23 protein-coding genes are annotated in these 24,431 nt (G+C 63.6%); 9 read left to right on the top strand and 14 right to left on the bottom strand.

Features of this window, described 5'->3' with window-relative positions:
• Nucleotides 1–38: 38 nt before the first annotated feature.
• The 5 genes from DXK93_RS29180 to DXK93_RS29160 all read right to left on the bottom strand — a co-directional run bounded on the left by DXK93_RS29180 (nucleotide 39) and on the right by DXK93_RS29160 (nucleotide 5,858).
• The gene (locus tag DXK93_RS29180) at nucleotides 39–1,370 is read right to left on the bottom strand and encodes an MFS transporter (protein WP_054453806.1); all 1,332 of its coding nucleotides are present in this window, start codon (nucleotides 1,368–1,370) and stop codon (nucleotides 39–41) included.
• Nucleotides 1,371–1,517: 147 nt separating this feature from the next.
• The gene (locus DXK93_RS29175; protein ID WP_119451948.1) at nucleotides 1,518–2,471 is read right to left on the bottom strand and encodes an N-carbamoyl-D-amino-acid hydrolase; all 954 of its coding nucleotides are present in this window, start codon (nucleotides 2,469–2,471) and stop codon (nucleotides 1,518–1,520) included.
• Between the two features lie 18 nt (nucleotides 2,472–2,489).
• Complete coding sequence (locus tag DXK93_RS29170; RefSeq protein WP_119451947.1) at nucleotides 2,490–3,746, bottom strand: M20 family metallo-hydrolase; 1,257 nt, start codon at nucleotides 3,744–3,746, stop codon at nucleotides 2,490–2,492.
• Complete coding sequence (locus DXK93_RS29165; protein WP_119451946.1) at nucleotides 3,743–4,990, bottom strand: diaminopropionate ammonia-lyase; 1,248 nt, start codon at nucleotides 4,988–4,990, stop codon at nucleotides 3,743–3,745. Before DXK93_RS29165 ends, DXK93_RS29170 begins: the two co-directional genes overlap by 4 nt.
• Before the next feature lie 19 nt (nucleotides 4,991–5,009).
• Nucleotides 5,010–5,858: a MurR/RpiR family transcriptional regulator gene (locus tag DXK93_RS29160; protein ID WP_082400960.1), complete on the bottom strand. Its 849-nt coding sequence runs from the start codon at nucleotides 5,856–5,858 to the stop codon at nucleotides 5,010–5,012.
• Nucleotides 5,859–6,046: 188 nt separating this feature from the next.
• Here DXK93_RS29160 and DXK93_RS29155 point away from each other — a divergent pair, with 188 nt between their 5' ends.
• A complete protein-coding gene (locus DXK93_RS29155) occupies nucleotides 6,047–6,430 on the top strand; it encodes an I78 family peptidase inhibitor (RefSeq protein WP_054453798.1) in 384 nt (127 codons plus the stop codon).
• Nucleotides 6,431–6,494: 64 nt separating this feature from the next.
• Here DXK93_RS29155 and DXK93_RS29150 read toward each other — a convergent pair whose 3' ends face one another.
• A complete protein-coding gene (locus DXK93_RS29150) occupies nucleotides 6,495–7,283 on the bottom strand; it encodes a phytanoyl-CoA dioxygenase family protein (protein WP_225596779.1) in 789 nt (262 codons plus the stop codon).
• 61 nt (nucleotides 7,284–7,344) lie between these two features.
• Here DXK93_RS29150 and DXK93_RS29145 point away from each other — a divergent pair, with 61 nt between their 5' ends.
• Nucleotides 7,345–7,635, top strand: a complete 291-nt coding sequence (locus DXK93_RS29145; RefSeq protein WP_054453796.1) for a hypothetical protein — start codon at nucleotides 7,345–7,347, stop codon at nucleotides 7,633–7,635.
• 523 nt (nucleotides 7,636–8,158) lie between these two features.
• Here the strand turns inward: DXK93_RS29145 and DXK93_RS29140 are convergent.
• Nucleotides 8,159–8,905: a lysozyme inhibitor LprI family protein gene (locus DXK93_RS29140; protein WP_233564633.1), complete on the bottom strand. Its 747-nt coding sequence runs from the start codon at nucleotides 8,903–8,905 to the stop codon at nucleotides 8,159–8,161.
• Nucleotides 8,906–9,665: 760 nt separating this feature from the next.
• On the opposite strand from DXK93_RS29140, the gene DXK93_RS29135 reads away from it, so the two are divergent.
• The 5 genes from DXK93_RS29135 to DXK93_RS29115 all read left to right on the top strand — a co-directional run bounded on the left by DXK93_RS29135 (nucleotide 9,666) and on the right by DXK93_RS29115 (nucleotide 16,428).
• Complete coding sequence (locus DXK93_RS29135; RefSeq protein WP_119451945.1) at nucleotides 9,666–10,721, top strand: RNA methyltransferase; 1,056 nt, start codon at nucleotides 9,666–9,668, stop codon at nucleotides 10,719–10,721.
• Nucleotides 10,722–11,038: 317 nt separating this feature from the next.
• Nucleotides 11,039–11,551 (top strand): sigma-70 family RNA polymerase sigma factor, encoded by a 513-nt coding sequence (locus DXK93_RS29130; protein ID WP_054453792.1) that lies wholly within the window; start codon nucleotides 11,039–11,041, stop codon nucleotides 11,549–11,551.
• 4 nt (nucleotides 11,552–11,555) lie between these two features.
• Entirely contained in the window at nucleotides 11,556–12,566 is a 1,011-nt protein-coding gene (locus DXK93_RS29125) for a FecR domain-containing protein (protein ID WP_119451944.1), read from the top strand.
• 101 nt (nucleotides 12,567–12,667) lie between these two features.
• Nucleotides 12,668–15,199, top strand: a complete 2,532-nt coding sequence (locus DXK93_RS29120; RefSeq protein ID WP_119451943.1) for a TonB-dependent siderophore receptor — start codon at nucleotides 12,668–12,670, stop codon at nucleotides 15,197–15,199.
• A complete protein-coding gene (locus DXK93_RS29115; protein ID WP_225591369.1) occupies nucleotides 15,199–16,428 on the top strand; it encodes a PepSY domain-containing protein in 1,230 nt (409 codons plus the stop codon). The genes DXK93_RS29120 and DXK93_RS29115 overlap by 1 nt, the downstream gene beginning before the upstream one ends.
• A gap of 33 nt (nucleotides 16,429–16,461) precedes the next feature.
• On the opposite strand, the gene DXK93_RS29110 is transcribed toward DXK93_RS29115, so the two are convergent.
• The 5 genes from DXK93_RS29110 to DXK93_RS29090 all read right to left on the bottom strand — a co-directional run bounded on the left by DXK93_RS29110 (nucleotide 16,462) and on the right by DXK93_RS29090 (nucleotide 19,900).
• A complete protein-coding gene (locus DXK93_RS29110; protein WP_054453786.1) occupies nucleotides 16,462–17,103 on the bottom strand; it encodes a phospholipid-binding protein MlaC in 642 nt (213 codons plus the stop codon).
• A gap of 420 nt (nucleotides 17,104–17,523) precedes the next feature.
• A complete protein-coding gene (locus DXK93_RS29105) occupies nucleotides 17,524–18,363 on the bottom strand; it encodes a hypothetical protein (protein ID WP_054453784.1) in 840 nt (279 codons plus the stop codon).
• A gap of 57 nt (nucleotides 18,364–18,420) precedes the next feature.
• Entirely contained in the window at nucleotides 18,421–19,032 is a 612-nt protein-coding gene (locus tag DXK93_RS29100; RefSeq protein ID WP_119451942.1) for an LON peptidase substrate-binding domain-containing protein, read from the bottom strand.
• Between the two features lie 9 nt (nucleotides 19,033–19,041).
• On the bottom strand, nucleotides 19,042–19,449 hold the full coding sequence (locus DXK93_RS29095) for a carboxymuconolactone decarboxylase family protein (protein WP_119451941.1): 408 nt from the start codon (nucleotides 19,447–19,449) through the stop codon (nucleotides 19,042–19,044).
• A 106-nt stretch (nucleotides 19,450–19,555) separates the two neighbouring features.
• Nucleotides 19,556–19,900, bottom strand: coding sequence for a GFA family protein (locus DXK93_RS29090; RefSeq protein ID WP_119451940.1), 345 nt, complete (start codon nucleotides 19,898–19,900; stop codon nucleotides 19,556–19,558).
• Between the two features lie 89 nt (nucleotides 19,901–19,989).
• Here DXK93_RS29090 and DXK93_RS29085 point away from each other — a divergent pair, with 89 nt between their 5' ends.
• Complete coding sequence (locus tag DXK93_RS29085) at nucleotides 19,990–20,418, top strand: VOC family protein (protein ID WP_054453774.1); 429 nt, start codon at nucleotides 19,990–19,992, stop codon at nucleotides 20,416–20,418.
• A gap of 46 nt (nucleotides 20,419–20,464) precedes the next feature.
• Nucleotides 20,465–21,904, top strand: coding sequence for an MFS transporter (locus DXK93_RS29080; protein ID WP_119451939.1), 1,440 nt, complete (start codon nucleotides 20,465–20,467; stop codon nucleotides 21,902–21,904).
• Between the two features lie 63 nt (nucleotides 21,905–21,967).
• Here DXK93_RS29080 and DXK93_RS29075 read toward each other — a convergent pair whose 3' ends face one another.
• Both DXK93_RS29075 and DXK93_RS29070 read right to left on the bottom strand, forming a co-directional pair.
• On the bottom strand, nucleotides 21,968–23,158 hold the full coding sequence (locus DXK93_RS29075; RefSeq protein ID WP_119451938.1) for a M20 aminoacylase family protein: 1,191 nt from the start codon (nucleotides 23,156–23,158) through the stop codon (nucleotides 21,968–21,970).
• Nucleotides 23,159–23,215: 57 nt separating this feature from the next.
• Nucleotides 23,216–24,274 carry a tripartite tricarboxylate transporter substrate binding protein gene (locus DXK93_RS29070; protein WP_233564632.1) on the bottom strand — a complete coding sequence of 353 codons (1,059 nt, stop codon included), beginning with the start codon at nucleotides 24,272–24,274 and terminating at the stop codon, nucleotides 23,216–23,218.
• Between the last annotated feature and the right edge of the window lie 157 nt (nucleotides 24,275–24,431).

The following is a 24,431-nucleotide window of genomic DNA, read 5'->3' as shown; positions in this document are numbered from 1 at the left end:
AGATGTGTATAAGAGACAGGAGAAGCCGCCTACCGGGCCTACCGGTTGACCAGGCTCTTCGGCACGCGGTACACCAGCACCGCCCCGATCAGCGTGAAGCTGGCCAGGAAGTACATGCCCCAATCCGTCGAACCGGTCAGATCCTTGATCCAGCCGATCGCATAGGGGCTGACAAAGGCCGCCAAGCCGGCGAAGGAATTGATCCCGGCGATGCCCGCCGCGGCGCTCTTGCCTTCCAGGAACGCCGTCGGCAGGCTCCAGAACAAGGGCGAGCACACCATGCAGCCGGCGGCCGCCACCGACAGCATGGCCACGGCCAGCATCGGGTTATGGCTGAACAGCGTGCTCAGCGCCAAGCCCGTCCCGCCCACCAGAAACGGCACGATCATGTGCCAGCGGCGCTCCCGCACAGCGTCCGAATGGCGGCACACCAGCACCATCGAGATCACCGCGCAGACGTTCGGCACCGCCGTCAGCAGGCCGATGTCCAGCAGCGACACCACGCCGGTCGAACGGATCACCGACGGAATCCAGAACGCCAGGCCCGACAGGCTGGATACCGTGCAATAGCAGATCAGCGCCATATGCACGACGCGCCGGTCCTTGAGCAAGGTCAGCATCGATACGTGTTCGGTCTTGGCGGTCTTCTCGCTCTGCAGGTTATGGCCCAGCCGCGACTTCTCCGAAGGCGACAGCCAGCGCGCGTCGTCGATGCGGTCATCCAGGTACCAGAACACCGCCAGGCCCAGCAGCACCGAAGGGATGGCCTCGATGATGAACATCCACTGCCAGCCGGCCATGCCGTGCGTGTCATGGAAAGCCTCCATCACCCAGCCCGACAGCGGCCCGCCCAGGATGCCCGCGAACGGCACCGCCGTCATGAACACCGCCACGATCTGGCCGCGCCGGTTCGACGGAAACCAATAGGTCAGGTACAGGATGATCCCGGGATAGAACCCGGCCTCGGCCGCCCCCAGCAGGAAGCGCAGGATGTAGAACTGCGTCGGCGTCTGCGTCAGGGCCATGGCGGCCGAGATGATGCCCCACAGAATCATGATGCGCGCCAGGGTCTTCTTCGCGCCGATGCGGTGCATCAGCACATTGCTCGGCACCTCGAACAGGAAATAGCCGATGAAGAAAATGCCCGCGCCCAGGCCGTACACCGTTTCGCTGAATTTCAGGTCATCCAGCATCTGCAACTTGGCAAAGCCGACGTTCACCCGGTCCAGGAACGCCGCGATGTAGCACACCATCAAGAACGGCAGCAGCCGCCACGCCACCTTCCGATACAGCGCATCATCCCGCGCCGCCAGGGGATCCTTGTCTGCGGCAACCGGAGGCGCCGCAATGCTCTCGACTGACTGGTCCATATTTTCACCTTGGGGTCTGTGTTTTTTTAGGCCGAACGCTCCCCTGCAGGCGCTCGGGGCGCCCGCATGCTGTTTTTTATGGGAAGGGAACGTCCGGGCCGGTTATGCGGACGGTCTATCGACAGTCCGCGCTGGCCGCGCCGCAGGTCAGGCGGTTACCGCCACCTCCGGCGCAGGTTCCACCGCGCCTCTGCGTTCCGTGATCAGGCCGTAAGCCTCGGGACGCCGGTGGCGGTCGAAATTGAAAGTCGTGCTCTTGTAGGACAGGCACAGGTCCAGGTCGCAGCGCGCGATCGCCAGCTCATCGCCCTTGGTCGAGCAGGCGGCAACGATCTCGCCCGACGGCGCGATGATGCAGCTGCCGCCGATCATCTCGCAGCCCTCTTCCTTGCCGGCCTTGGCCACGCCCACCACCCAGGTGCCGTTCTGATAGGCGCCCGCCTGCATCACCAGATGGTTGTGGAACATGGACAAGTCGTCATGCTCCGGCGCCGGCGGGTTGTGCACCGGCGTGTTGTAGCCGAGCAGGATCATTTCCGCGCCTTGCAAGCCCATGACCCGATAGGTCTCGGACCAGCGACGGTCGTTGCACAAGGCCATGCCCATCACGCCGCCAAAGCCGCGCCAGACATCGAACGATTCGCCGGGCTCGAAATAGTGCTTCTCCAGATGCTGGAAAGCGCGCCACGGCTCGTGTTCGGCATGCCCGGGCAAATGCACCTTGCGGTACTTGCCGATGATTTCGCCGTTCTGGTTCACCAGGATAGACGTGTTGAAGCGGCGCTTGACGCCCTGCTCCACCGCCAGCTCCGCATAGCCCAGGTAAAAGCCTATGCCCAGCTTGCGCGCGGTCTCGAACAGTACCCGGGTCTGCGGACCCGGCATCTCGCTTTCATAGAACGCGTCGATCTCGGCCGGATCTTCCATGTACCAGCGCGGGAAGAAAGTCGTCAGCGCCAGCTCCGGAAAAACCACCAGTTGGCAACCCATGGCATGGGCCTGGCGCAGATGCGCGAGCAGGCGCTCGACGACGTCGCGACGCGAGTCGCTGCGCTGGATCGGCCCCAGCTGCGCGGCCGCGACATTGATGATGCGTGACATGTTCAGTCTCCTACGGTTTCATTGTTCTGCGAGTTCGAGCATCAGTTCCAGCAACACGCCGGCGCCCGCCTCGATATCCTGGTCCTGCGTGAATTCAGCGACGTTGTGCGACAGCCCGCCCACGCTGGGCACGAACACCATGCCCGTGGGGCACATGCGCGCCAGCATCTGGGCATCGTGTCCGGCGCCGCTGGGCAGCCGCCGCACCCGGTGCCCGCGGCTGCGCGCGATGTCCTCGACCCGGCCGACGATGGCCTCGTCGAACGCCACCGGCGCGAAATCGGCCAGCACCCGATGGCTCAGTTCCACCCCCTCAGCCGCCGCAGCCTGCGCCGCGTACGCCATGCAGCGCGCAATCGCCACCTGCAAGGCCGCGCCGTCGGTGTTGCGCAGGTCCAGCGTGAAGGTCGCGCGGTTGGGAATGACATTGATCAGGTTGGGAAACAGATTCACCTGCCCCAAGGTCGCCAACTGGCCCGTCCCCAACTCGACGGTCAGATCCCGCGCAAAGCACGCGATGCGCGCCGCCACGATGCCGGCGTCATGGCGCAACCCCATCGGCGTGGTGCCGGCATGGTTGGACACGCCGCGCACGGTGAACTCGATCCAGTGGATGCCCTGCACGCCCGTCACCGCGCCGATGGTGTAGCCCTCGTGCTCCAGCACCGGTCCCTGTTCCACATGCAGTTCGACAAAGGCGTGCACCTGGTTATTGCCTACCGGGGCCGTCCCGGCATAGCCGATGCGGGCCAGGTTCTCGCCCACCGTAGTGCCGTCTATGCCGACCGTGGCCAGCGCATCCTCCAAGGCCAGGTCACCCTGGAACACCAGGCTGCCCATCATGTCGGGCGCAAAGCGCGCGCCTTCCTCGTTGGTGAAGAACGCCACCGCCATCGGTCTTTCAGTGACCACGCCTGCGTCGTTCAAGGCCGCGACCACTTCCAGCCCGGCCAGCACCCCCAGGTTGCCGTCATAGCGGCCGCCGGTGCGCACCGTGTCGATGTGCGACCCCGTCATCACGGGCGGACCGGCCTTGCGCCCGGCCCGCAGGCCAACCACATTGCCGATGCCGTCCACCGTCACGGCCAGGCCCAGTTCGCGCATCCACCGCACCACCAGATCGCGTCCCTGCCGGTCGGCGTCCGTCAGCGCCAGGCGGCAAACGCCGCCGCCCTCGATGGCGCCGACCTGTGCCAGGTCCGCAAGGCGGCGCAACAGCCGGGCGCCGTCGACCCGCACGGCCTGCCGGCCTGCCTCAAGCGCGGCGCCAGTCATGCCACGGCCTCGGCTTCGACCTCGGCAGCGCTCTTGCCGACGATGCGTTGATACAGTTCCGGGTCGGTCGCCCCTTCGCTGCCGAACACCAGCACACGGCTGCCAGCGTCCAGGCCCAGCGCATCGCGTACCGCCGGATCGGCCAGCGCCGCCAGGCAGCCGGTCAGTCCCGCCACCGCCGACTCGCCGGCGACGATGGGCGCATCGCCATACTTGCCGCTCGCCAACAGACGCACCGTCTCCAGCGCCGCCTCGTCGTCAACCGTCAGGAAAGCCTGCGCGCCGGGATGCAGCACCTCCCACGCCAGCAGCGATACTTCACCGCAGGCCAGCCCGGCCATCACGGTATCCAGATCGCCGTGCACCGCCACCGGCTTGCCGGCGCGGGCGCTCTCGTACAGGCAGGCCGCCTTGTCCGGCTCCACCACGATGAAACGCGGACGGCGCTCGCCCAGCTGCTCCCAGAAATGCGCGCACACCGCGGCCGCCAGCCCGCCCACGCCGCCTTGCAGGAACACGTGCGTCGGCAGCTCGCCATCGCCCGCCTCGCGCAGCTGGCGCAGTGCCTCGTCGGCCATCACTGCGTATCCCTGCATCACGTCCTTGGGCACCTCCATATAGCCGGGATAAGAAGTATCCGAGACCACATAGCGCCCAAGCCGCGCCGCGTCTTGCGCCGCCTGGCGCACCGAGTCGTCGTAGTTCCCCGGCGTGCGCACGACCTGCGCGCCGTATTGCTCGATCGCCCGCTTGCGCCCTTCGCTGACCGTCGCGTGGATGTAGATCACGCACTGGCAACCGAAGCGTTGCGCGCCCCAGGCCACCGACCGGCCGTGGTTACCGTCCGTCGCGCAGGTCACCGTCATGGCCTGCGCCAGCTCCCGGTAGCGGCCGGACAGCAAGTCGTCCACCGACAGATCGTCGCGCCCCAGCTTGACCGCCAGTTCCCGCAGCAATTGGCGGCTGACGGCATAGGCGCCGCCCAGGGCCTTGAAGCTGCCCAGCCCAAAGCGGCCGCCCTCGTCCTTGTACCGGATGCCCGCCACGCCTACGGCATGGGCCAGACCCGACAGATCGCGCAACGGCGTAGGCTGATAGCCCGGCCAGCGCCGGATCTGCGCCTCCGCCTGCGCATAGGCCTGGCCGCCCAGCACCTCCAGCTGCCGTTGGCCGTAAGGCGCGGCGGGTTCGAAGGCCGGATTGGGCGCGTACTGCAGCCGGACGTTCGGAATGGGATGGTTCAAGTCAGTCTCCTCTTGGAAATCAGCGATGCAAGTCGCCGTAGTGTTCGTGCAGGCGTTCTATGTTCTGCAGACGTTCGCGCGCGGCCGCCCCAAGCTTGCGGGCCAGGGCCGAGCACAAATGATTGATGACGCTGGTGGCCGCGACGTAGGAATCGAACACGGCCGCGCCGCTGTTCACGCATCGCAACACCAGGTCCGAACGCGCGGGCAATTCGGTGGCGGTGGGATCGGTCAGCACCACGACCTTCGCGCCCACCCGGTTCGCATGTTCGACAATCGGCTTGAGCAGCGTGACGCGACGCCGGAAATCCATCACCAGCAACACGTCGTCAGGCCCCAGGTCAGCCAGATCCTCGGCCAGGTTCAAACCCGCGCCCGGCACCAGCGCAACGCCGTCGCGCAGCTGCGTCAGCAAGGCCCAGGCGTACTGCGCCAGCACCCGTCCATTGCGAAAGCCCGCAATGCAGATACGGCGAGCGCCGGCAAACAGTTCGATGGCCCGCTCCACGTCGCGGCTGTCCAGGCGCTCGAAGGTCTGCGCCAGGTTCTGCAAATCGGTGGCCAGATGCTCCGCCAGCGCATCCCCCGTCGCGTCCGGCGGACGCACGCCCGCCATCTCGTACAGCGGCGACCCACGGTCGGCCTCATCGCGCGCCTGCGCCCGCACTTCGTTGAAGTTCTCGTACCCCAGACGCCGGAAAAACCGCCCCGCCGTCGCCTTGGACACGCCCGCCTTCTGCGCCAGCTCGGCGCCCGAATAGGCCGCGATATTGCCCAGGCACTCCAGGGTCACGCTAGCCAACCGCTGCTCGCTGTCCGTGAAGCTGTCCTGCAGCGCGAGGATGCGCTCCTGCAACACCGAAGTCATGATGATCCCGCCTATGAAACTATGGTTTCAGAAATATATTCTCATGAAACTTTAGTGTCAATGCAAAATTTGGATCATCGAAGCCGCGCTCACGAATGCCGCTAGCGGCCCTGCCCGGCCCAGGTCACAGCGCGCCCGCGCTGGTCTATCATGGCTTTTTTCAGACGTGTTGTTGTAAGGAGCGTTACATGATCCGAAAGCTGATCCCTTTCCTGCTGGTCGCCAGCCTGACCGCGTGCGCCAACACCGGCGCCCCGCGCTCATCCAGCTCGCCGGCGGCCTCCAGCTCCTCCGGCACCTCGTCTTCCGCTGATGCGGGGACCAGCTATGGCGGGTCTTCATACGGCGGGTCGTCCATGGGCGGCGGCAAGACCTGCGACGCCGCAGCCCTGCAATCCCAGATCGGCCAGAAAGCGACTGCTTCCGTCATGGAAGACCTGCGTACCCGCAGCGGAAGCGCCACCGCACGCATGCTGCGCCCGGGCCAACTGGTCACGATGGAGTACAACGCCACGCGCTTGAATTTGATCGTGGATGACAAGGACGTCATGACTGCGATTCGCTGCGGTTGATCGCAGATCTGGCTGGCGCGAAAGACTAGCGGTGGAGTCCGCAACCCCCAGGCAGATCCCGCTCCTATCCGCTTGCGCGCAGACTGAAACGAGTCGTGGCCATCATCCTGATACGGCTGGACGAATTGACGGATGGGGTGTGCAGCACGCGCATGTCCATCAAAAACACATCGCCAGCCCGTCCCGACATCTCGATGATCTTGGTGTCGGATGCGCTGAGAACAGCTTCGAGATCACCCGGCGTTTTCAACGATCCACGAAGCCTCCCAGCCGCTACACCCGCCACGCGATGAGAACGGGCCAGCGCCAAAGTCGCGCCCCCGTGCTCAATAACGTCGTCGATCAGATAGAACACCTGGATGCCGGGGACCTCGGCGCCGGATTTCGCAGCCAGGTCAACGTGCCAGTTCAGGCTGCGCAGAGACCATGGCCCCTGATGAGGCAAAGACAGCAAGGGCTGCGTGCCTTGGCCGGGTTGCGGGGCTCTGCCGGTCAGGCCAGCGATTGCGTTGCGAATTTCCGCCGTGTTCAGCGTTTCATCCAGATCCGCAATCTTCACCATCGAGGATAGCTTTGCGATCTGCTGAAACGGCGCCAAATTGTTCAGCGAACTGCCCAGACTTTTTCCGCCGGCCCAGACCTTGAGCCGCGATAGCTCTCGCAGAATGCGCTCCCGAAGCGGCGTAAGACAGCGCTTGGAATGTGCGCCGCTCAATCGCAAGTACCCTTCGCTATGGAAGAAGTCGAGCTCTGATTGATTGAGAGTTCTGCCTGTCATGTTCGAGACTTTCGTGGAACGGCTTCTGTCCAGACGGTCGTAAACGTCATTTCCAAACTCGATTTCGGGAGCCATCGTGGCGACTGACACTGAGCAACGTAAAATGTCAGGTCTCCAGCCTCTACTTGCTTTCCTTATGAACCTTGAACGACTACGCCGCGAATTTCCCGACTTCGACATAGCCACCCTGCCGCCCCTGCCCGAAGGGTATTTCGATACGTCGAGCTACATCGATGCCGCTCCCTCATTCGAGAACGAGGAGCGCAGCCTGAAAGTGTATGTCGACTACGCCAACTACGCCGACCGCGAATCCGGCAGAAGCCAGCGCTTCTGCGTTTCGCGCTACGACGAGGAAGCTGGCGACTACGAGGACGTCGCCCTGTCGACTAACGATTGGGCCGAAGTCTTGCGCTTTCTGAGCGCCTGAACACTTGCGACGGGGGTGATCGGATTCCACTCCGATTATCGGATGGTCGCCCCCGCGACCTCTTGCGTTCCCGTGGTCTTTCTTGATCAGCTCTTAGGTAGCGAACTGTAGGCTGACACCTTTTCTCGAAGCCCTAACGCTTCAGTTTTGTGAGGCAGGGTTCTTGAGTCGCCGGCGCCCGGACTGCGGGATTCCGATGCTCGCCCCGGTGGGGCTGCGCTTCGGATCCCTCCGCCCGGACACCGGCTCACGGCATCTGCCCATGAACGGTATCCAAAGCCAATGCATCAGGCGACTGCCAGCCGAGGACCCCGGAGTCATCCGAAGCGCAGCCCCGCCGGGGCGAGCATCGGAATGATGCAGGGTAGCCTCGGCGTCTAAAGAACCCTGGCTGTAGGAGGCTTCTGGCCGAGAGCCGCCGGATCCGCCGCTGTGCGCCTCTTCTTCATCGGCATATCCATGATCTTTAGTCCTCATGATATGCCTCACACACTAAATCACGGATAGGCCCGGGCGCTTACCATCAACCGCCATAGCATTGCGCGTAAGTAAAGTCGACCAGGCGCTTGTCTGAGGCATCCTGTGGCGTGGACGGCTCTACTTGGAAATGCCCGAACATATCGTCGTTGCAGATCCTCACGTTCTTGCGCTGCGTACCTTCCTGCAATACGCAGGAGCCGCCAAAACTGTGATTACTCCCGGCGACGCCAACCGGTAGGTCAATCAGCCGGCTACAACCGATGATTCGGCCGTTTTCCTTCTGATACGACAACGATTGGTTGAACGATTCAACACGGGAGTTGGGATCACGAATCGACACTACATTAACGCACTCGCCACTAACGGTTTGATTGCCCGGCAGCTTGCAGTCCGAGTACACCTCGCCATTGGCAATATGTTCCTCATTACGAGCCAGCATGGCGATGCGAGTTATGTATGTTTGCTGCAGGCAGGCGCTGTCTTGACAAATATCACGAGCGTATTTAATCCAGTTGCGCTGTTCTTTCGCCAACTCTTTCTTGCCATAGGCATCGGTTGCGGCTAGTGCTGTTTCATAGGCCCCATGCAATTTTCCATCCAGCGCGGATGTCTCGGCATCGCTACAGATCAACCTTTCCGTAGCGCTCACGGCCTTGTTGCAATCAAAACTTGCAGCTTGGGAGCCAGTCCATAGAGTTGCAAGGCCCAACGTAAAGAGAAGCTTTATCGCAGATGCATACAGCATCTTCAGTGCGTAAGCGGGTGGGCGTGTTGAATGCGGCTGGGTCATGATCCTTTCTTCTCAAGTTGTATGTCGATGATGTCTTGCGTACAGCACAACACATCTCCCTCGTGACACGCCAAATCAGCTTAACCGAGCTAATGCACATCTCTGGTCTTGCAATCTTGTCGCTGAAAAAAAGGTGTCAGACTACAATTTTGCAGCATCTGGCTAGCGTATTTGTAGTCTGACACCTTTATTCAAGGTAGGGTTCTTGAGCCGCCGGCGCCCGGACTGCGGGATTCCGATGCTCGCCCCGGTGGGGCTGCGCTTCGGATCCCTCCGCCCGGACACCGGCTCTCGGCATCTGCCCATGAACGGCATCCAAAGCCAATGCATTAGGCGACTGCCAGCCGAGGACCCCGGAGTCATCCGAAGCGCAGCCCCGCCGGGGCGAGCATCGGAATGACGCAGGGCAGCCTCGGCGTCTAAAGAACCCTGGCTGTAGGAGTCCATTGAAGATGCAAGTTTGCTCAATGGACTTGAAAGGTAACAAATGTGTATAGGCTTGCCCCGCGCTCATCTCGCGTTGCGGCACTGTGCTGCTCGGGGACCCTGATGACTGTCGGCTTCTGGCCGAGAGCCGCCGGATCCGAATGACCTTTCTCGACCCATTGCTGTCAGTCAAATATCTCCATGCCAGCATAGGGATACTCACGGCACTGCTTCAGCTCTTTTATCGCCTAGGGTGAGACACAGCCATAACTGTCCAAGCTCAAGGTAAGCGCCCTTTCTCCATTTTCCGGGCGCAAGGTAAAATCCGCCCCCCATGCGCTATTCCGACTTCGACCAACGCCTCGCCGCTCTTGGCGCCCGGCCCGTCCATCGCGGCCGGCTCCTGCGCGTCTGGCTGCAAGGGCAAGCGCTCGACACCGGCACGCGACGTCGGAGCGCCGAACACTTCCTGCCTCTCGCGCTACGCAACGCCGTCCCCGCCTTGACGGCGGAACTGGACGCGCTCGCCCGCGTTCGCTCCGAACACGCAGGTAACGACGGCTCGCGCTTGCTGGTCGAACTCGCCGACGGGCAAATGGTGGAAAGCGTACTGCTGCCGCGCGACGGGCTCTGCGTCTCCACCCAGGTCGGCTGCGCGGTCGGCTGCCGCTTTTGTATGACCGGCAAGAGCGGCCTGATCCGCCAGGTCACGAGCATGGAAATCCTCGCCCAGGTCGTGCTGGCGCGGCGTCAGCGCGCGGTGAAGAAAGTCGTCTTCATGGGCATGGGTGAACCGGCGCATAACCTCGAGAACGTGCTCGAAGCCATCGACCTGCTCGGCACCGAAGGCAATATCGGCCACAAGAATCTGGTGTTCTCCACCGTGGGCGACTTGCGCGTATTCGAGGCCCTGCCGCAGCAACGCGTCAAGCCCGCGCTGGCGTTGTCGCTGCACACGACCAAGGCCGAACTGCGCACAGACCTGCTGCCGCGCGCGCCGAAAATTGCGCCTGAGGAACTGATAGAACTGGGCGAGAAATACGCTCGCGACACCGATTATCCGATCCAGTATCAGTGGACGCTGCTCAAGGGCATCAACGACGGCGACGACGAGCTCGATGCGGTCGTGCGTCTGCTGAAGGGCAAGTATGGGGTGCTCAACGTCATTCCCTTCAATAGTCTCGAAGGGGATGATTACCAGCGCCCCGATACCGAGCGCATCCGCGAGATCGTCCGTAATCTGCAAAGCCGTGGCGTGCTGACCAAGGTCAGGAATAGCGCCGGGCAGGATGTGGATGGGGGCTGTGGGCAGTTGCGCGCTCGGGCCGTTGGCGCGGCGCAGGTGGTCGAATTGCGCAGAAAGCGCAGTGCAAAGGCAGAAATAGCCTAGCTCAGGACTATCCGCCGCTGGCGTGGGCAACCTTTTCGAGAAAGTTGATCTCGGCCCGCCGCGGACTTCTACGTTGTCGAGTTTGCCGCGAAAGCGGCAATGTGCAGCCAGACCCCCCATAGCGACAAAAAAATAGAGAACGTGGTCCTTGCGACGCTCCATTTGCGTGCGTTCGCGCGCGAGCCCCGGGTGGCGAAGCCGCCGGCTTGGAACGAGCCCCCGCACCCGTCCGATGGCCGGGTTGCCGAATTGATTAGCTGTCTATGTATAATGCGATCAATTCTCATTTGATTCGTTTGCTTCCACATTCCGTCCTCATGCCAGCCCAGGATCTACCTATAACCGATGATTTGGCGGGACTGTATGTCGAGCACGGCAAGTGGCTTCAGGGATGGCTGCGCAAGCGCGTCGGCGACACTTTCGCGGCAGCCGACCTGGCGCAGGACACTTTTCTAAGCCTGCTGGACCGCAAGACCGCGGCTATCGAGATCCGGGAGCCGCGTCCGTTTCTGGCGACGGTTGCCCGGCGGCTCCTCGCACACCGCCACCGCCGGCAGTTGCTTGAAACCGCTTATCTCGAGGCTCTCGCCTGCCTGCCGGAAGAAGTCGCTCCCTCGCCGGAAGCACAGTTGATGGCCGTCGAGAGCCTGCAGCAGATCGACCGCGTGCTCGATGGCCTGCCTCCCAAGGTTCGAGAAGCCTTTCTGTTGGCGCACCTGGTCGAACTGAGCTACGCCGAAATCGCCGAACGGTTGGGGACTTCGACCAGTTCAGTCAAGCAGTATCTGACCAGGGCCAACCGCGAATGCATGTTCGCGCTGGCGACCTGAATTCATGGCCTCTCATAGAGACACGCTAACCCTGCCTGGCGGCCGCGTCATCAGCCGGGCTACTGCGAACGCTGCGGCGGACTGGCTCACGCTGCTGATGTCCGGGGAGGCTGGCGATGAACAGCAACGCCAATGGCGCCAATGGCGCCAGGCGCATGTCGATCATGAGGCCGCTTGGCAACATGTCGAATCTGTCACGGGCCGGATGAAATCACTGGAGCGTGCTCCGGCTTACGCGGCCCTGTCGTCGTACGCCACGACCGATCAGCCCTCCTCCGCCGCCCGCCGGCGGGTCACCCGAATGCTTCTGTGGGGGGGAATGGCCACCAGCGCCGGGTTGCTCGCTTCGCGCACTGACACCTGGCAGGCCCGCACGGCCGACTACCGCAGCAACACGGGTGAGCAACGCGAAGTCACGCTGGACGACGGCACCCGGCTGACGCTGAACACGGATAGCGCGGCAAATGTGCGCTTTGATGCGGACCAGCGCCGAATCTTGCTGATGGCGGGCGAGATCATGGTTGCGACTCGCCACGGGCCGGGGATGGCCGATCCGCGGCCACTTTCGGTAGTGACCGCCGAGGGCAGCATCCGTTCGCTGGGTACACGATTCACGGTACGGCAACGCTCTGGACAGACCAGTGTGGCGGTTCTGGAAAGCGCTGTGGAAGTCTCTCCCCGCGCCGGCTCCGGCGCGAGTGTGCTGCACGCCGGCCAGCAGACCCAGTTCAGCCGCGATGCTGTTGGGGCGCCGCGCGCGATCAATGAGCAGACGGATGCATGGGCGCGGGGTCAGTTGGTGGCTGACGAGCAGCGGCTGGGCGACTTCGCTGCCGAACTGGATCGCTATCGGCGGGGCGTACTGCGCGTCGATCCGCAAATCGCGAATCTACGGCTTTCGGGTGTCTTTCCATTGGCGGACACGGACAGGATCCTGGCTACGCTGCCCAGCGTGCTGCCGGTACGCGTGCAATGGCGCACCCGTTACTGGGCGACGATCGTACCGGCCGATTGAGGCCCGAAAAAAATTTTTCGAATTGACTGCCCGATTGGCATGTTCGCGGCACCTACCTAGGAAGGACCGGGATTTTCGGAGGTCCAATCCAGAGGAAGAACATGCCGAACCTGCACCGCGCCCACGATTCGGAGCGCCCTTACCCATCGTCTACTGCGCTTGCCGCCCTGACGCTGACCGCCGCCCTCGCGGCCGGCGTTCCGGCCGCCGTGCTGGCGCAAGGCGCCGCGCCTCCCGCAGCAGGGACCGCCGCGGTCGAATTCAGGATTGCCGCCGGGCCGCTGGCGCCCGCTTTGCGTCAGTTGGCCAGCACGGCCAACATCATGTTGACCTTTACCGCCGAGCAAACCCAGGGCAAGCGCACGGCCGGCGTGAGCGGCCGCCATCCCGCCGCGGGCGCGCTGAGCCTTCTGCTTGCCGGCAGCGGCCTGCGGGCCGTGCAACTGGACAATGGCGCGTACGTGCTGCAAGTCGACGAGACACTCTCGTCCGCTGCGTCCGACGCCGCCACGCTGCCCATGGTTACAGTAACCGGAACATCGGTAGCGGACGGCACTACCGAGGGCACGGACTCGTACACCACCAGCAGCATGGCCACGGCCACCCGGCTCAACCTGTCCATGCGCGAGACACCGCAGTCGGTCACCGTCATTACCAACGAACGCATCAAGGATCAGAACCTGCAAACGATCAACGACGTGGTGCAGGCTGCCCCCGGCCTGACGTACCGGCGCTTCGGCCCGGAGCGCGCCTCCTTTTATGCGCGCGGCATGTATGTGGACAACATCATGTTCGACGGCCTGCCCGTGAGCCTGGACAGCTCCAACCTGTCGCAGGACCTGCTGTCCACCGACATGGCTATTTATGACCGCGTGGAGATCGTGCGTGGCGCCACCGGGCTGGTGCAGGGTGCAGGGAATCCGTCGGCTGCGATCAACCTGGTGCGCAAGCGGCCGACCGATGTGCCGCAGGTATCCGCCGACGTGAGCGCCGGCAGTTGGGACCACTATAGAGCCCAGCTGGACGCCTCTGGTCCGCTATCGGAGGACGGCAGTCTACGCGGCCGCGCCGTGATCGCCACTCAGGACTACGGAAGCTACAAGCGTGGCGAAAACAGCAGCGGCCAGACGTTTTACGGGATCCTGGAAAAGGACTTGACTGCGTCCACCACGCTCACGCTCAGCGCGTTGCACCAAGAGAACAGGTTGCATGGCAATGGCTTTACCGGCTTGCCCGTGGCCCGCGACGGTAGCGATCTGGATCTGCCTCGATCCACCTCATATGCCAATGACTGGGAACATTGGAACAAGAACACCACTTCGGCGTTCGTGGGACTCGACCACCGATTCGAAAATGGCTGGCGTACGCATCTCTCGGCCTACTACGCGCAGGCCGAGGTCGACATGCTGGGCCATTACCTCAATTACAACTTCACCACCGCAAAATACCGCCAACTAGGCGCGCGCAACGCCCATACGGAAAAGCAGAGCAGCGTGGACCTGTATGCCAACGGTCCCTTTCAATTGCTTGGCCGCACGCATGAACTGGTACTGGGCGCCAGCTACCGCAACATCGATTTCGACGGCAACAGCCGTCAAGGCGTGGTTCTCTACGACAACCTCGATCTCTACGACTTCGATCCGAGTGCCGTCGCCAATCCCAACATCCCGCTGCGCGACTGGATGGACGCCGACATCACCCAGCAAAGCTTATACGCCACGACCCGCCTGAACCTGGCCGATCGGCTGAAACTGATACTGGGCGGACGGTTGGACTGGTTCGACTACAACGACACCGTCAACACGTATCCCAGCTTTACCGCCAATACGCCATCCGTCAGCGCGCATAACCGATACCGCATCAATAACCAACTGACAAAGTACGCCGGCATCGTCTACGACTTGAACGACCAGCACTCCGTCTACGCCAGCTACACGGACATCTTCAAGCCTCAGAATTACATGGACGCCAGCAACAATCTGCTGGATCCGGTGATCGGGCAAAACTATGAGATCGGTATCAAAGGCGAATACTTCAATGGCGCGCTGAATGCCTCGGCAGCATTGTTCCGCATGGACCAGAAAAACCGCGCCTTTCGCAGCACCGATCAGACCCAATGCGCCGGTTACCCGACGGTCGCCTGCTATTCGGCCGCTGGCGAAGTACGCAGCCAGGGCGTGGAATTCGAATTGCAGGGCGCCATCACCCCCAACTGGCAAGTGAGCCTGGGCTACACGGTGGCCATCGCGCGTTATCGCAAGGATGCGAACCCCGACAATGTGGGCGAGCTGTTCGACACCGACACGCCGCGACACCTGTTCAAGCTGTCGACGATGTACCGGCTGTCTGGCGCTTTGCAAGGCTGGCGCATCGGCGGCTCGGTCTACCGCCAGGGCTCCATCTACAACCAGGGCACCACGAGCGGCGTTCCCTTCCGTATCAGCCAGGACGCCTACACCCTGGCCGACCTGGTAGTGGGCTGGCAGGCGACGCCGAAGCTGGATGTACAGCTCAACATCAATAATGTCTTTGACAAGAAGTACTACAACGCGCTGTCCGGCAATGTGGGCTTTCCGAGCAATGTCTATGGCGAGCCGCGCAGTGTGACGCTGTCGGCACGCTACCAATTCTGATGCGCGGCGGCATGCGTGGCGCGATGGTGTTGCTGCATCGCTGGTGCGGCCTGTTCATCGCGGGTTTCCTGTTCGTCGCCGGCTTGACCGGCGCGCTGATCGCATGGAATCACGAACTCGACGAGTGGGCTAACCCCAAACTGTACGTGGCCGCCTCCGGTGCGACAGCTAACGCACTAGCTCCCTTGGAGTTGGCGCGCCGGGTCGAGGCGGCTGACCCGCGCCTGCGAGTCAGCTTTGTCCCGCTGACGCTGGAGCCTGGCCACACTGCGATGCTGGGTGTCGCCGCGCGCATCGATCCCGCTACCGCAGCGCCCTACGTCCTCGGCTTCAATCAACTGGCCGTGGATCCTGCCACCGGCCAGGTCCAGGGGCAGCGGCAGTGGGGCCAGATATCGCTGTCGCGCGAGAACTTGCTGCCCTTTCTCTACAAGCTGCACTACACCCTGCACATCCCCAAAGGCTGGGGAATCGAATTCGGGGTGTGGCTGATGGGCGTGGTGTCGGCGGTCTGGATCATCGACAGTTTCCTGGCTCTCTGTATCTCATTTCCCAATGTGCGCAGTTGGCGCAAGTCGCTGAGCTTCCGGCTGCGCCAGGGCGGCGTCAAACTCAATTTCGACGTGCATCGCTCGGGTGGCGTATGGGTATGGGGTCTGCTGCTGATGCTGGCCGTGACCTCGGTGTCGCTGAACCTGGGAACGCAAGTGATGCAGCCGCTCGTGTCGGTTTTCTCGCCGATCACGCCCTCGCCATTTCAGTCACGCCAGGGCAGTCGCGAGCGGGAACTGACCGACCCGCTGTTGCGTCGAGAGCAGGCTATCGCCGTAGCCGAGGCCGAAGGCAGCCGTCGAGGCTGGACTGCTCCCGCCGGGTCTCTTTTCTATGCGCAGCGCTTCGGCATTTATGGCGTGACGTTTTACACGCCGGAAGACGACCGGGATGAGAACGGCATGGGGAACAACGTGCTTTACCTGGACGGCGACACCGGTACGATCGTCGGCGAAAGAGTGCCGGGTCAAGGCACCTGGGGCGATGTGTTCATGCAGGCGCAATTGCCGCTGCACTCCGGCCGGCTACTGGGCATGCCGGGGCGCGTGCTGATTTCGTTCATGGGGATTTTTGTTGCGACGCTGAGCGTGACTGGATTGGTGATCTGGGTGCGCAAACGGCGGGGAAAAGGTGCCAGACTGCAATTCCGCAAAGGAAATTCCCTCCCCTCACCATGAGCGCCCATGGTCAGCGGCGAAATACCAGCCAGATCAGCTATCGACTCGCGCGCGAAGCTCTTCCAGCAACTTTTCGATCGAATCAGACTTGATAATGGAACTGAAATTCGAATGATAGACCTGCTGAACGGACATCCCGCTCACATGCATGTCGACCACCTGCCACCTACCATCAATATAAAGAAGTTGAAACGCCATGGTGAACTCGTTGGCCTTCGATTTCGCCGAATAGTAAATGCAGTCTGCTGTTTTCAGCGTGAGGCAGGTGATCTGATACACAGTAGCCGAGCCGGGCTTACTTCGGAACCTCTCCCCATCCTCCAACTCAAACTGCGAGGGCAACGGGTTTTCGAAGGCGCCTTGGAGGGTCCTCATCAGGAACCGGCTATAAAGATCGACGGCTTCTGCCTGCCTTGACGCTGACATCGATCCCCACGCTGGTCCCAATACAACTCGCGTCATGGTCTCGGTTGCTACCAGGCGCTTGAAGGTAGGGCCAACACGCTGAGCGAACGCTTGCCTGGTCTCCTTCTGCGGGCTCGCTGTAGCTAGAAGTGCCGCTGCAACCTTCTTGGCATCGGCATCCGTTTTCTGAGAGGGCTGCGCGGTTGCACTTCCAGAGGATCCCATCAAGAGAAAGCTCAGCAGCAGAAGTTTCGGAAGCATGTTTTGCATCTTTTTTCATCCATCAGCCGTGGAGAATGCAAGCGTCCTACGCGAGACGCCCGTACTCGATGAAAAAACTGCGGGTCGTGGGACGCGACTGTTTGGCGTTTGCGGCATCCCGGCAGGGTTTTGCAGCGTCGCTGTCAGCCTTCAACTTCGCGCGCTCCGCGATGTAGTCAAGTGCCAGCGTCACTTTCTCGTGATCGCCCTTCATTCATTTTTTAACGAATAGGTTATTCGTGATCGCTGTGCAAGTAACTAGCCCGGAAGGAGCAATCCAATCCTTCCGGGCGATACAGCGGCGCAACCGTAAGCCGAACCGACTTAGCGGCTGGCGCGACTAATCACAGCGACGACGGAAGCTGGCTTTAGGCTGAGCAACGCAAAGCCCACGCTTGGCAAGCCGTTCAGCCTTTCCCAACCAGGCCTTTAGTCATCCCCTCCCCCCGACGCATTCCTCGCCTCCGCCAACGCCACCGTCAAATGCATCACCTTCTTCTTCAACTGATCCCTTTCATCCGTCAGCCGAGTCAGCAACTCCCGTAACCGCGCCACCTCAGCCGGCAAATCCGCGATATTCTCAATAGGAATATCCGGCACAGCCTCCCGAGGCGGCGGGGCCTTGGCTTGGCGGACTTCGCGGGCTGCCTGCTGCAACTCCTTCCTGCCGCCAGCCACGGCCGCAGCCTGTCGCTCCGGCGGCAACGTCGCGACCGCCGCCGCAGCGTTGATGGAAATAGCCCCATCCTTCACCGCACGCACCAGTTCCGGCGCCGCAGCCTTCTGTATCTTCTCGATCTGCCCCAAGGTATTGCTGCTGATACGCGCAGCCCGAGCCAGAGCCTGCCGGCTCAGCGCCTGCGACACGACTGCGGCCGGCAGCGGCGGCGGTTCGCCGGAGTCTTCGTCCCAGGGCGGATCGTCGGGCGCGGGCGCAGCCGCGGTGCGCGCCTGCAGGATTTCCTTCTTGCGCAGCGCCAGCACCCCACGCTGGAAATCCGACACGCTACGCCGGCCCAGGTGGTTTTCGATCATCCAGAGGTGCACGTCCTCGATGGATTTGAACGAGGTGTTCTGGCGGGTTTCGAAGGGGATGCCGTGCTTCATGCACAGGGCATGGCGGTTGTGGCCGTCGACCAGCAGGTCGCCCCATAGCACCAGGGCGTCGCGGCAGCCTTCGGCGAGCAGGCTGCGTTCCAGCGCCTCGCGCTCGTCGTCGGTCAAGGGGTCTATGTAGGCGCGCAGGCCCTCGTCTATCCTGATTTCCATGGTGTCCAAATACGGTTACGCCCAGCCTGGTATCTATACGAGGCCCTGGCATCTTTCCTAAGCCAGCCCCTGCCCCCGCAGCACGTCCTGGATCGCCGCCAGGCGCGCCACCGGGTCGGTCATGGCGAGCAAGGCGGCCTTGTCGTCGGGCGGCAGGGGCAGCAGTTCGCACCAACGGTCGGCGACCCAGCCGCTGTCATCCAGCCGGAACGGCGGGCCCAGGGGCATTCTTTCGGGGGACACGCCATCTTGCTGCCATTGGGCCACCAGGCGTCCCAGCGCGTCGGCGCTGGGCTGCATGGCTGCCGGCACCGGTGCGGGCGGGTCATCGGGGATGGGCTCGGCCTGGCCCATCCAAAGGCCGTATTTTGCCACCTCGCTGGAAAGCAGCCGGAAGCGGCTGGTGCCGACGCAGCGCAGTTCCAGCAGGGCCGGCATGGGCGCGTCCCAGGCGTCGATGCGCGCCATGGTGCCGACGGGGGCCAGGGTCTCCGTGCCTTCCGGCGTGCGGACCTCCTGGCCCGACAAGAGGCCGACCACGCCGAATTCGCTGCCGTCCGCGATGCAGCGGCGGATCATGTCCAGGTAGCGCACCTCGAAGATGCGCAGGTGCAGCACGCCTGCGGGGAACAGCGCGTTGGATAGCGGAAACAGCGGGATCAGAGACATGGCGGCCTCCTATTTCACGATGAATGCCTCGTCGACGGGCACCTGCATGGCGGTGACCATGGCATTGGTCTGCGCGGCCATGCCTATTACGCCCAGCAGTTCGGCATGCTGGCCGTCGGTCATGCCCTTGGCGCGGGCGGCGGCGGTGTGGGAATGGATGCAGTAGGTGCAGCCGTTGGCGGTGGACACGGCGATGTAGATCATTTCGCGCATCAGGGGAGAGAGTTCGCCGTCCGCCATCATGACTTGCTTGAGCTGGCCCCAGACCCGCTCCAGCTGCGGCGGATCGTTGGCCAGGGCGCGCCAGAAGTTGTTGACGAAATCCGACTTGCGCGTGGCGCGGATGTCTTCGAACACGGCCCAGGCCTGCGGGTTTTTGCGGACGTCGTCGTCGGACAGCAGTTTTACGGTGCTCATGCGGCGCTTCCCTGAAAACTCGTTCAATTCGATGAAAAGACATGTCACGCGCTCGCCATATCGCGCGGCGCGCGCTTGCCCTATGATGTAGCGCGGTTCGCGGCGCTCAGACGCTGCGGCCGTCGTACGGGATGCGGGGCCAGGCGTTCAGATCCACGTTTTCCAGGCAGCGCACGTTTATCGCTGCTGTCTCTTCGCCCTTGGCGCCCACGCCGAAGCCGAATGGCGCGCAGCCGCAATTGGCGCAGAAGTGGTGTGAAATCACGTGCTTGTTGAACCGGTAGGTCGACATGGCGCTAGCGGGCGTGGCAAGGCGCACGCTGGCGCGGGGCACGAACCACAGCAGATAGCCTTTGCGGCTGCAGTGCGAGCAATTGCATTCCAGTACCTGGGACGGTTCGCCATCGACTTCGAACGCGATCTGTCCGCAATGGCAGCTTCCTTTCAGCATGGCCGGGCTCCTTTGTACGTGGGGTCAGGCTTCCATCATAGAGCGGCGCCGCCCTCCTGGCACCGTCCGTTCGTCACCCTGGAGACATCATGCCCCAACTATCCGCCTACCTCAGCTTTGACGGCAATTGCGCCGAGGCCATGCACTTCTACGAGCGCGTGCTGGGCGGGCGGATGGAGGCCATGATCCGCTATGCGGACGCCCCGCCCGACGCCGCCATGCCGGTCTTGTCGGACGAAGACGCCGGCCGTATCATGCACGCCCGCCTGGGCCTGGACGAGCAGACCCTGATGGGCAGCGACGCGACCGCCGGGCATCCCTATCCCGGCAAGCAGGGCGTGGCGCTGGCGCTGGCCTATCCCACGGTTTCGGACGCGCAACGCGTCTTCGACCTGCTGGCCGACGGCGGCAGCATCACCATGCCCTTGCAGAAGACCTTCTGGGCCGAGGCCCATGGCTCGCTGATAGACCGCTACGGCACGCGCTGGATGGTCAGTGGCGGGCGCGTTTCCCACTAGAAAAGCAACGCGGCGGATCGAACCGCCATCCACGGAGCAACAACTGATGACGCATGGAATACATGGCAAGCAACGCTGGTGGGCGCTGATGGTGCTTTGCCTGGGCGTGTTGATGATCGTTCTGGACACCACCATCGTGAACGTCGCCCTGCCCTCCATCCGCGAAGACCTGCATTTCACCGAGACCTCGCTGGTGTGGGTGGTGAACGCCTACATGCTGACCTTCGGCGGCTTCCTGCTGCTGGGCGGGCGGCTGGGCGACTTGTTCGGCCACCGCCGCATGTTCCTGGCGGGCCTGGTGGTCTTCACTGTGGCATCGCTGGCCTGTGGCCTGGCCCAAAGCCAGACCCTGCTGATCGGCGCGCGCGCGGCGCAGGGCCTGGGTGGCGCGGTGGTGTCGGCGGTGTCGCTGTCGCTCATCATGAACCTGTTCACCGAAACCGGGGAACGGGCGCGCGCCATGGGCGTGTATGGCTTTGTCTGCGCGGGCGGAGGCAGCATCGGCGTGCTGCTGGGCGGGCTGCTGACCAGCGCGCTGTCCTGGCACTGGATCTTCCTGGTGAACCTGCCCATCGGCGTGGTGGTCTATGCGCTGTGCCTGCGGCTGATTCCGGCCGCGCCGCCCGCCGCCGCCGGCGCCCGGCTGGACGTGGCCGGCGCGCTGAGCGTCACCGCCTCGCTGATGCTGGCGGTGTATGCGGTGGTCAACGGCAACGAGGCCGGCTGGACCTCGACGCAATCGTTGACCCTGTTGGGCGCGGCAGCCGCGCTGATGGCGCTGTTCCTGACGATCGAAGCGCGGGTGGAATCCCCGCTGATGCCGCTGGGGCTGTTCCGCCTGCGCAACGTGGCCACGGCCAACGTCGTCGGCGTGCTGTGGGCCGCGGCCATGTTCGCGTGGTTCTTCGTGTCGGCGCTGTACATGCAGCTGGTGCTGGGCTACAGCCCCATGGAGGTCGGCCTGGCCTTTCTGCCGGCCAATCTCATCATGGCGGCGTTCTCGCTGGGGCTGTCGGCCAAGCTGGTGATGCGCTTTGGTATCCGCGGGCCGTTGGCCACGGGTTTGTTCATTGCCGCGCTGGGGCTGGCCTTGTTCGCGCGCGCGCCGGCGGACGGCAGCTTCGCCGTCGATGTCCTGCCAGCCATGCTGCTGCTGGGCCTGGGCGCGGGCGTGGCCTTCAACCCGATGCTGCTGGCCGCGATGAGCGATGTGGAGCCCAGCCAGTCCGGCCTGGCGTCCGGGGTAGTCAACACAGCTTTCATGATGGGCGGCGCGCTAGGTCTGGCGGTGCTGGCCAGCCTGGCCGCAGCGCGTACCGCGGGGTTGGCAGCGGCTGGCGCGGCGCCGACCCTGGCGCTGAATGGCGGCTATCAGCTGACCTTCCTGGCGGGCGCCCTGATTGCAGGGCTGGCCGCTGCGCTCAGCGCGCTGCTGGTGCGCACACGTAACCACGAACTGTCGGTCCAGGCCGGTTCGTCGCACTGACACGGGATAGTCGCGGCGCGCGGGCGGCAGGCGCTGTCCTGTCCGCCCGCGCCGCCATTGCCGCTACTTGCGCGGCATCCAGTTCTCAGCCAGCTTCACGAAGGCGCTCGCGCCGATCGGCAGCAATGCGTCGTTGAAGTCATAGCTGGTGTTGTGGACCAGGCACGGGCCTTCGCCGTGGCCGGGTTCACGGTGGTCGCCTTCGCCGTTGCCGATGAAGCAATAGCTGCCGGGCACCTCTTCCAGCATGAAGGAAAAGTCCTCGGCCGCCATGATGGGCGCCTGCACCAGCACGCGCTCCTGCCCTACCACCTGGGTCAGCGCGTTGCGCATGAAGGCGGTCTCGGCCTCGTGGTTGATGGTCGACGGATAGTGCCGCGTGAAGACGAATTCGCATTGCGCGCCGAACATGCCGGCCACGTGCTGCGCGATCTCGCCCATGCGGCGCTCGATCAGGTCCAGGGTTTCGCGGGTATAGGCGCGCACCGTGCCGCGCAGTTCGCAGGTGTCGGGGATGACGTTGACCACGCCGCCCGCCTGCACCGTCGTCACCGAGATGACCGCCGTCTCCAGCGGCTTCTTGTTGCGGCTGATGATGGTCTGGAAGGCCTCGATCATCTGCGCCGCCGCAGGAATGGGATCAATGGACAGGTGCGGCATGGCCGCGTGGCCGCCCTTGCCGCGCACGGTCACGTGGAATTCGCTGTTGGACGCCAGCACCGGCCCCGCGGACGAGGCGAAGCAGCCCACCGGAATGCCGGGCATGTTGTGCATGCCGAAGACCGCTTCCATGGGGAATTTCTCGAACAGGCCGTCGCGCATCATCTCGCGCGCGCCGCCGCCGCGCTCTTCGGCGGGCTGGAAGATCAGGTACACGGTCCCATCGAAGTTGCGATGGTGCGCCAGATGCTGGGCCGCGCCCAGCAGCATGGCGGTATGGCCGTCATGGCCGCAGGCGTGCATCACGCCGGGATGCTTGCTGGCGTGGCTGAACTGGTTGACCTCGTGCATGGGCAACGCGTCCATGTCGGCGCGCAGGCCCAGCGTACGCCCGGAGTCGCCATTGCGGATCACGCCCACCAGCCCGGTCTTGCCGAAGCCGCGATGCACCGGGATGCCCCAGCTTTCCAGCAGCCGGGCCACCAGGTCGGAAGTGCGGTTCTCTTCGAAAGCCAGTTCCGGATGCGCATGGATATCCCTGCGGATGTCGCGGATGGACGGGGAGTTTTCAACAATCTCTTCGATCAGGTTCATAAGCTGCTGCGGGCCCCGCAAGCGGAGCCCCGAATACCAGGGTTGGAAGTAGGAAGTTCAATCGGGCTTGATGCCCAGCTTGCGCAGCACGGGATCGGAAGTGTCCCGCTCGGTTGCAACGCGCTGGGCGAAGGCCGCCGCCGCCAGATGGTACGGCAAGGAGCCGTGGCTGGCGTACATCTGCTTGAGCGCGCCGTCCTGCTGCGCGCGGCCGATTTCTTCGTTGAGCCGCTGCACGATGGCGTCCGGCGTGCCGGCGCGCGCGGCCACGCCCAGCCACACCGCGCCCTCGAAGCCCCGGAAGTTGCTGGCGGCCAGCGTGGGCGTCTTGCCGAAGGCAGCGTCGGGCACGGTCTCGCTCATTGCCAGCGCGCGCAGGCGGCCGTCCTTGACCATGGGCTCGACCAGCGCGGTGCCGGCGAAATAGATTTCGGTATCGCCCGCCAGCACCGAATTCAGCGCGGCAGTGCCGGTTTTGAACGGGACGTGCAGGATGTCCACGCCTGCCTGTTCACGCAGCATTTCGAACAGCACGTGGGGCGGGCTGCCGTTGCCCGAGGACGCGTAGTTCAGGCGGCCAGGCTTCTGGCGCGCCAGCGCCAGCAGTTGATCCAGGGATTTGGCCTCCAATTTGTCGTTGACGGTCAATGCCATGGGGATGACCGCCAGCGGGCTGACCGGCTGCAGGTCGCGCGCCGGATCGTAGGTCAGGGCCGGAAAAATGTAGGGGTTCCACACCAGGTGCGCGTTGGTGACCAGGGCCAGCGTGTGGCCGTCGGCCGGCGCGGACTTGAGCTGCTGCATGGCCAGCATGCCGCCGGCGCCGGGTTTGTTTTCGACCACGACAGGCTGGCCCAGGGCGCGGTGCAGGCGTTCGGCCAAGGGCCGCGCGAACAGGTCCGGCAGGCTGCCGGGACCGCCATTGACCAGCAGGGTCACCGGCCGCGACGGCCAGGTTTCCGCGCTGGCTGCAGGGCCGGCAACCAGTGCGGCTACCGCCGCCACGCAGGCCGCAACATGACGCAGAACCGGGCGCAACAAGGGCCGCCGGGCGGATGTTTCGGGCAGGTTGCGGGTGCGCGGGCCGGTGCGCTGGACGTCGTGTAGCCGTATCACTGTGCTTGTCTCCTGGGTGCGCCAGCCGCCGGCTGCATGCCGGTCGTGATCACGACGCTTTTTTCTACGATAAGCAGCATAAATCTCGGCGTCAATAATTTTTATCGAGATTTTTTAAAGCCAGTGATAAAGTAGCTCCCATGTCAGACGGCGCCAC

Source organism: Achromobacter sp. K91 (assembly GCF_003576205.1).
GTDB classification, from domain to species: domain Bacteria; phylum Pseudomonadota; class Gammaproteobacteria; order Burkholderiales; family Burkholderiaceae_B; genus Achromobacter; species Achromobacter aegrifaciens.
Note: the sequence above shows the minus strand (reverse complement) of the source record. Positions and strands in the feature narration are given on the sequence as shown.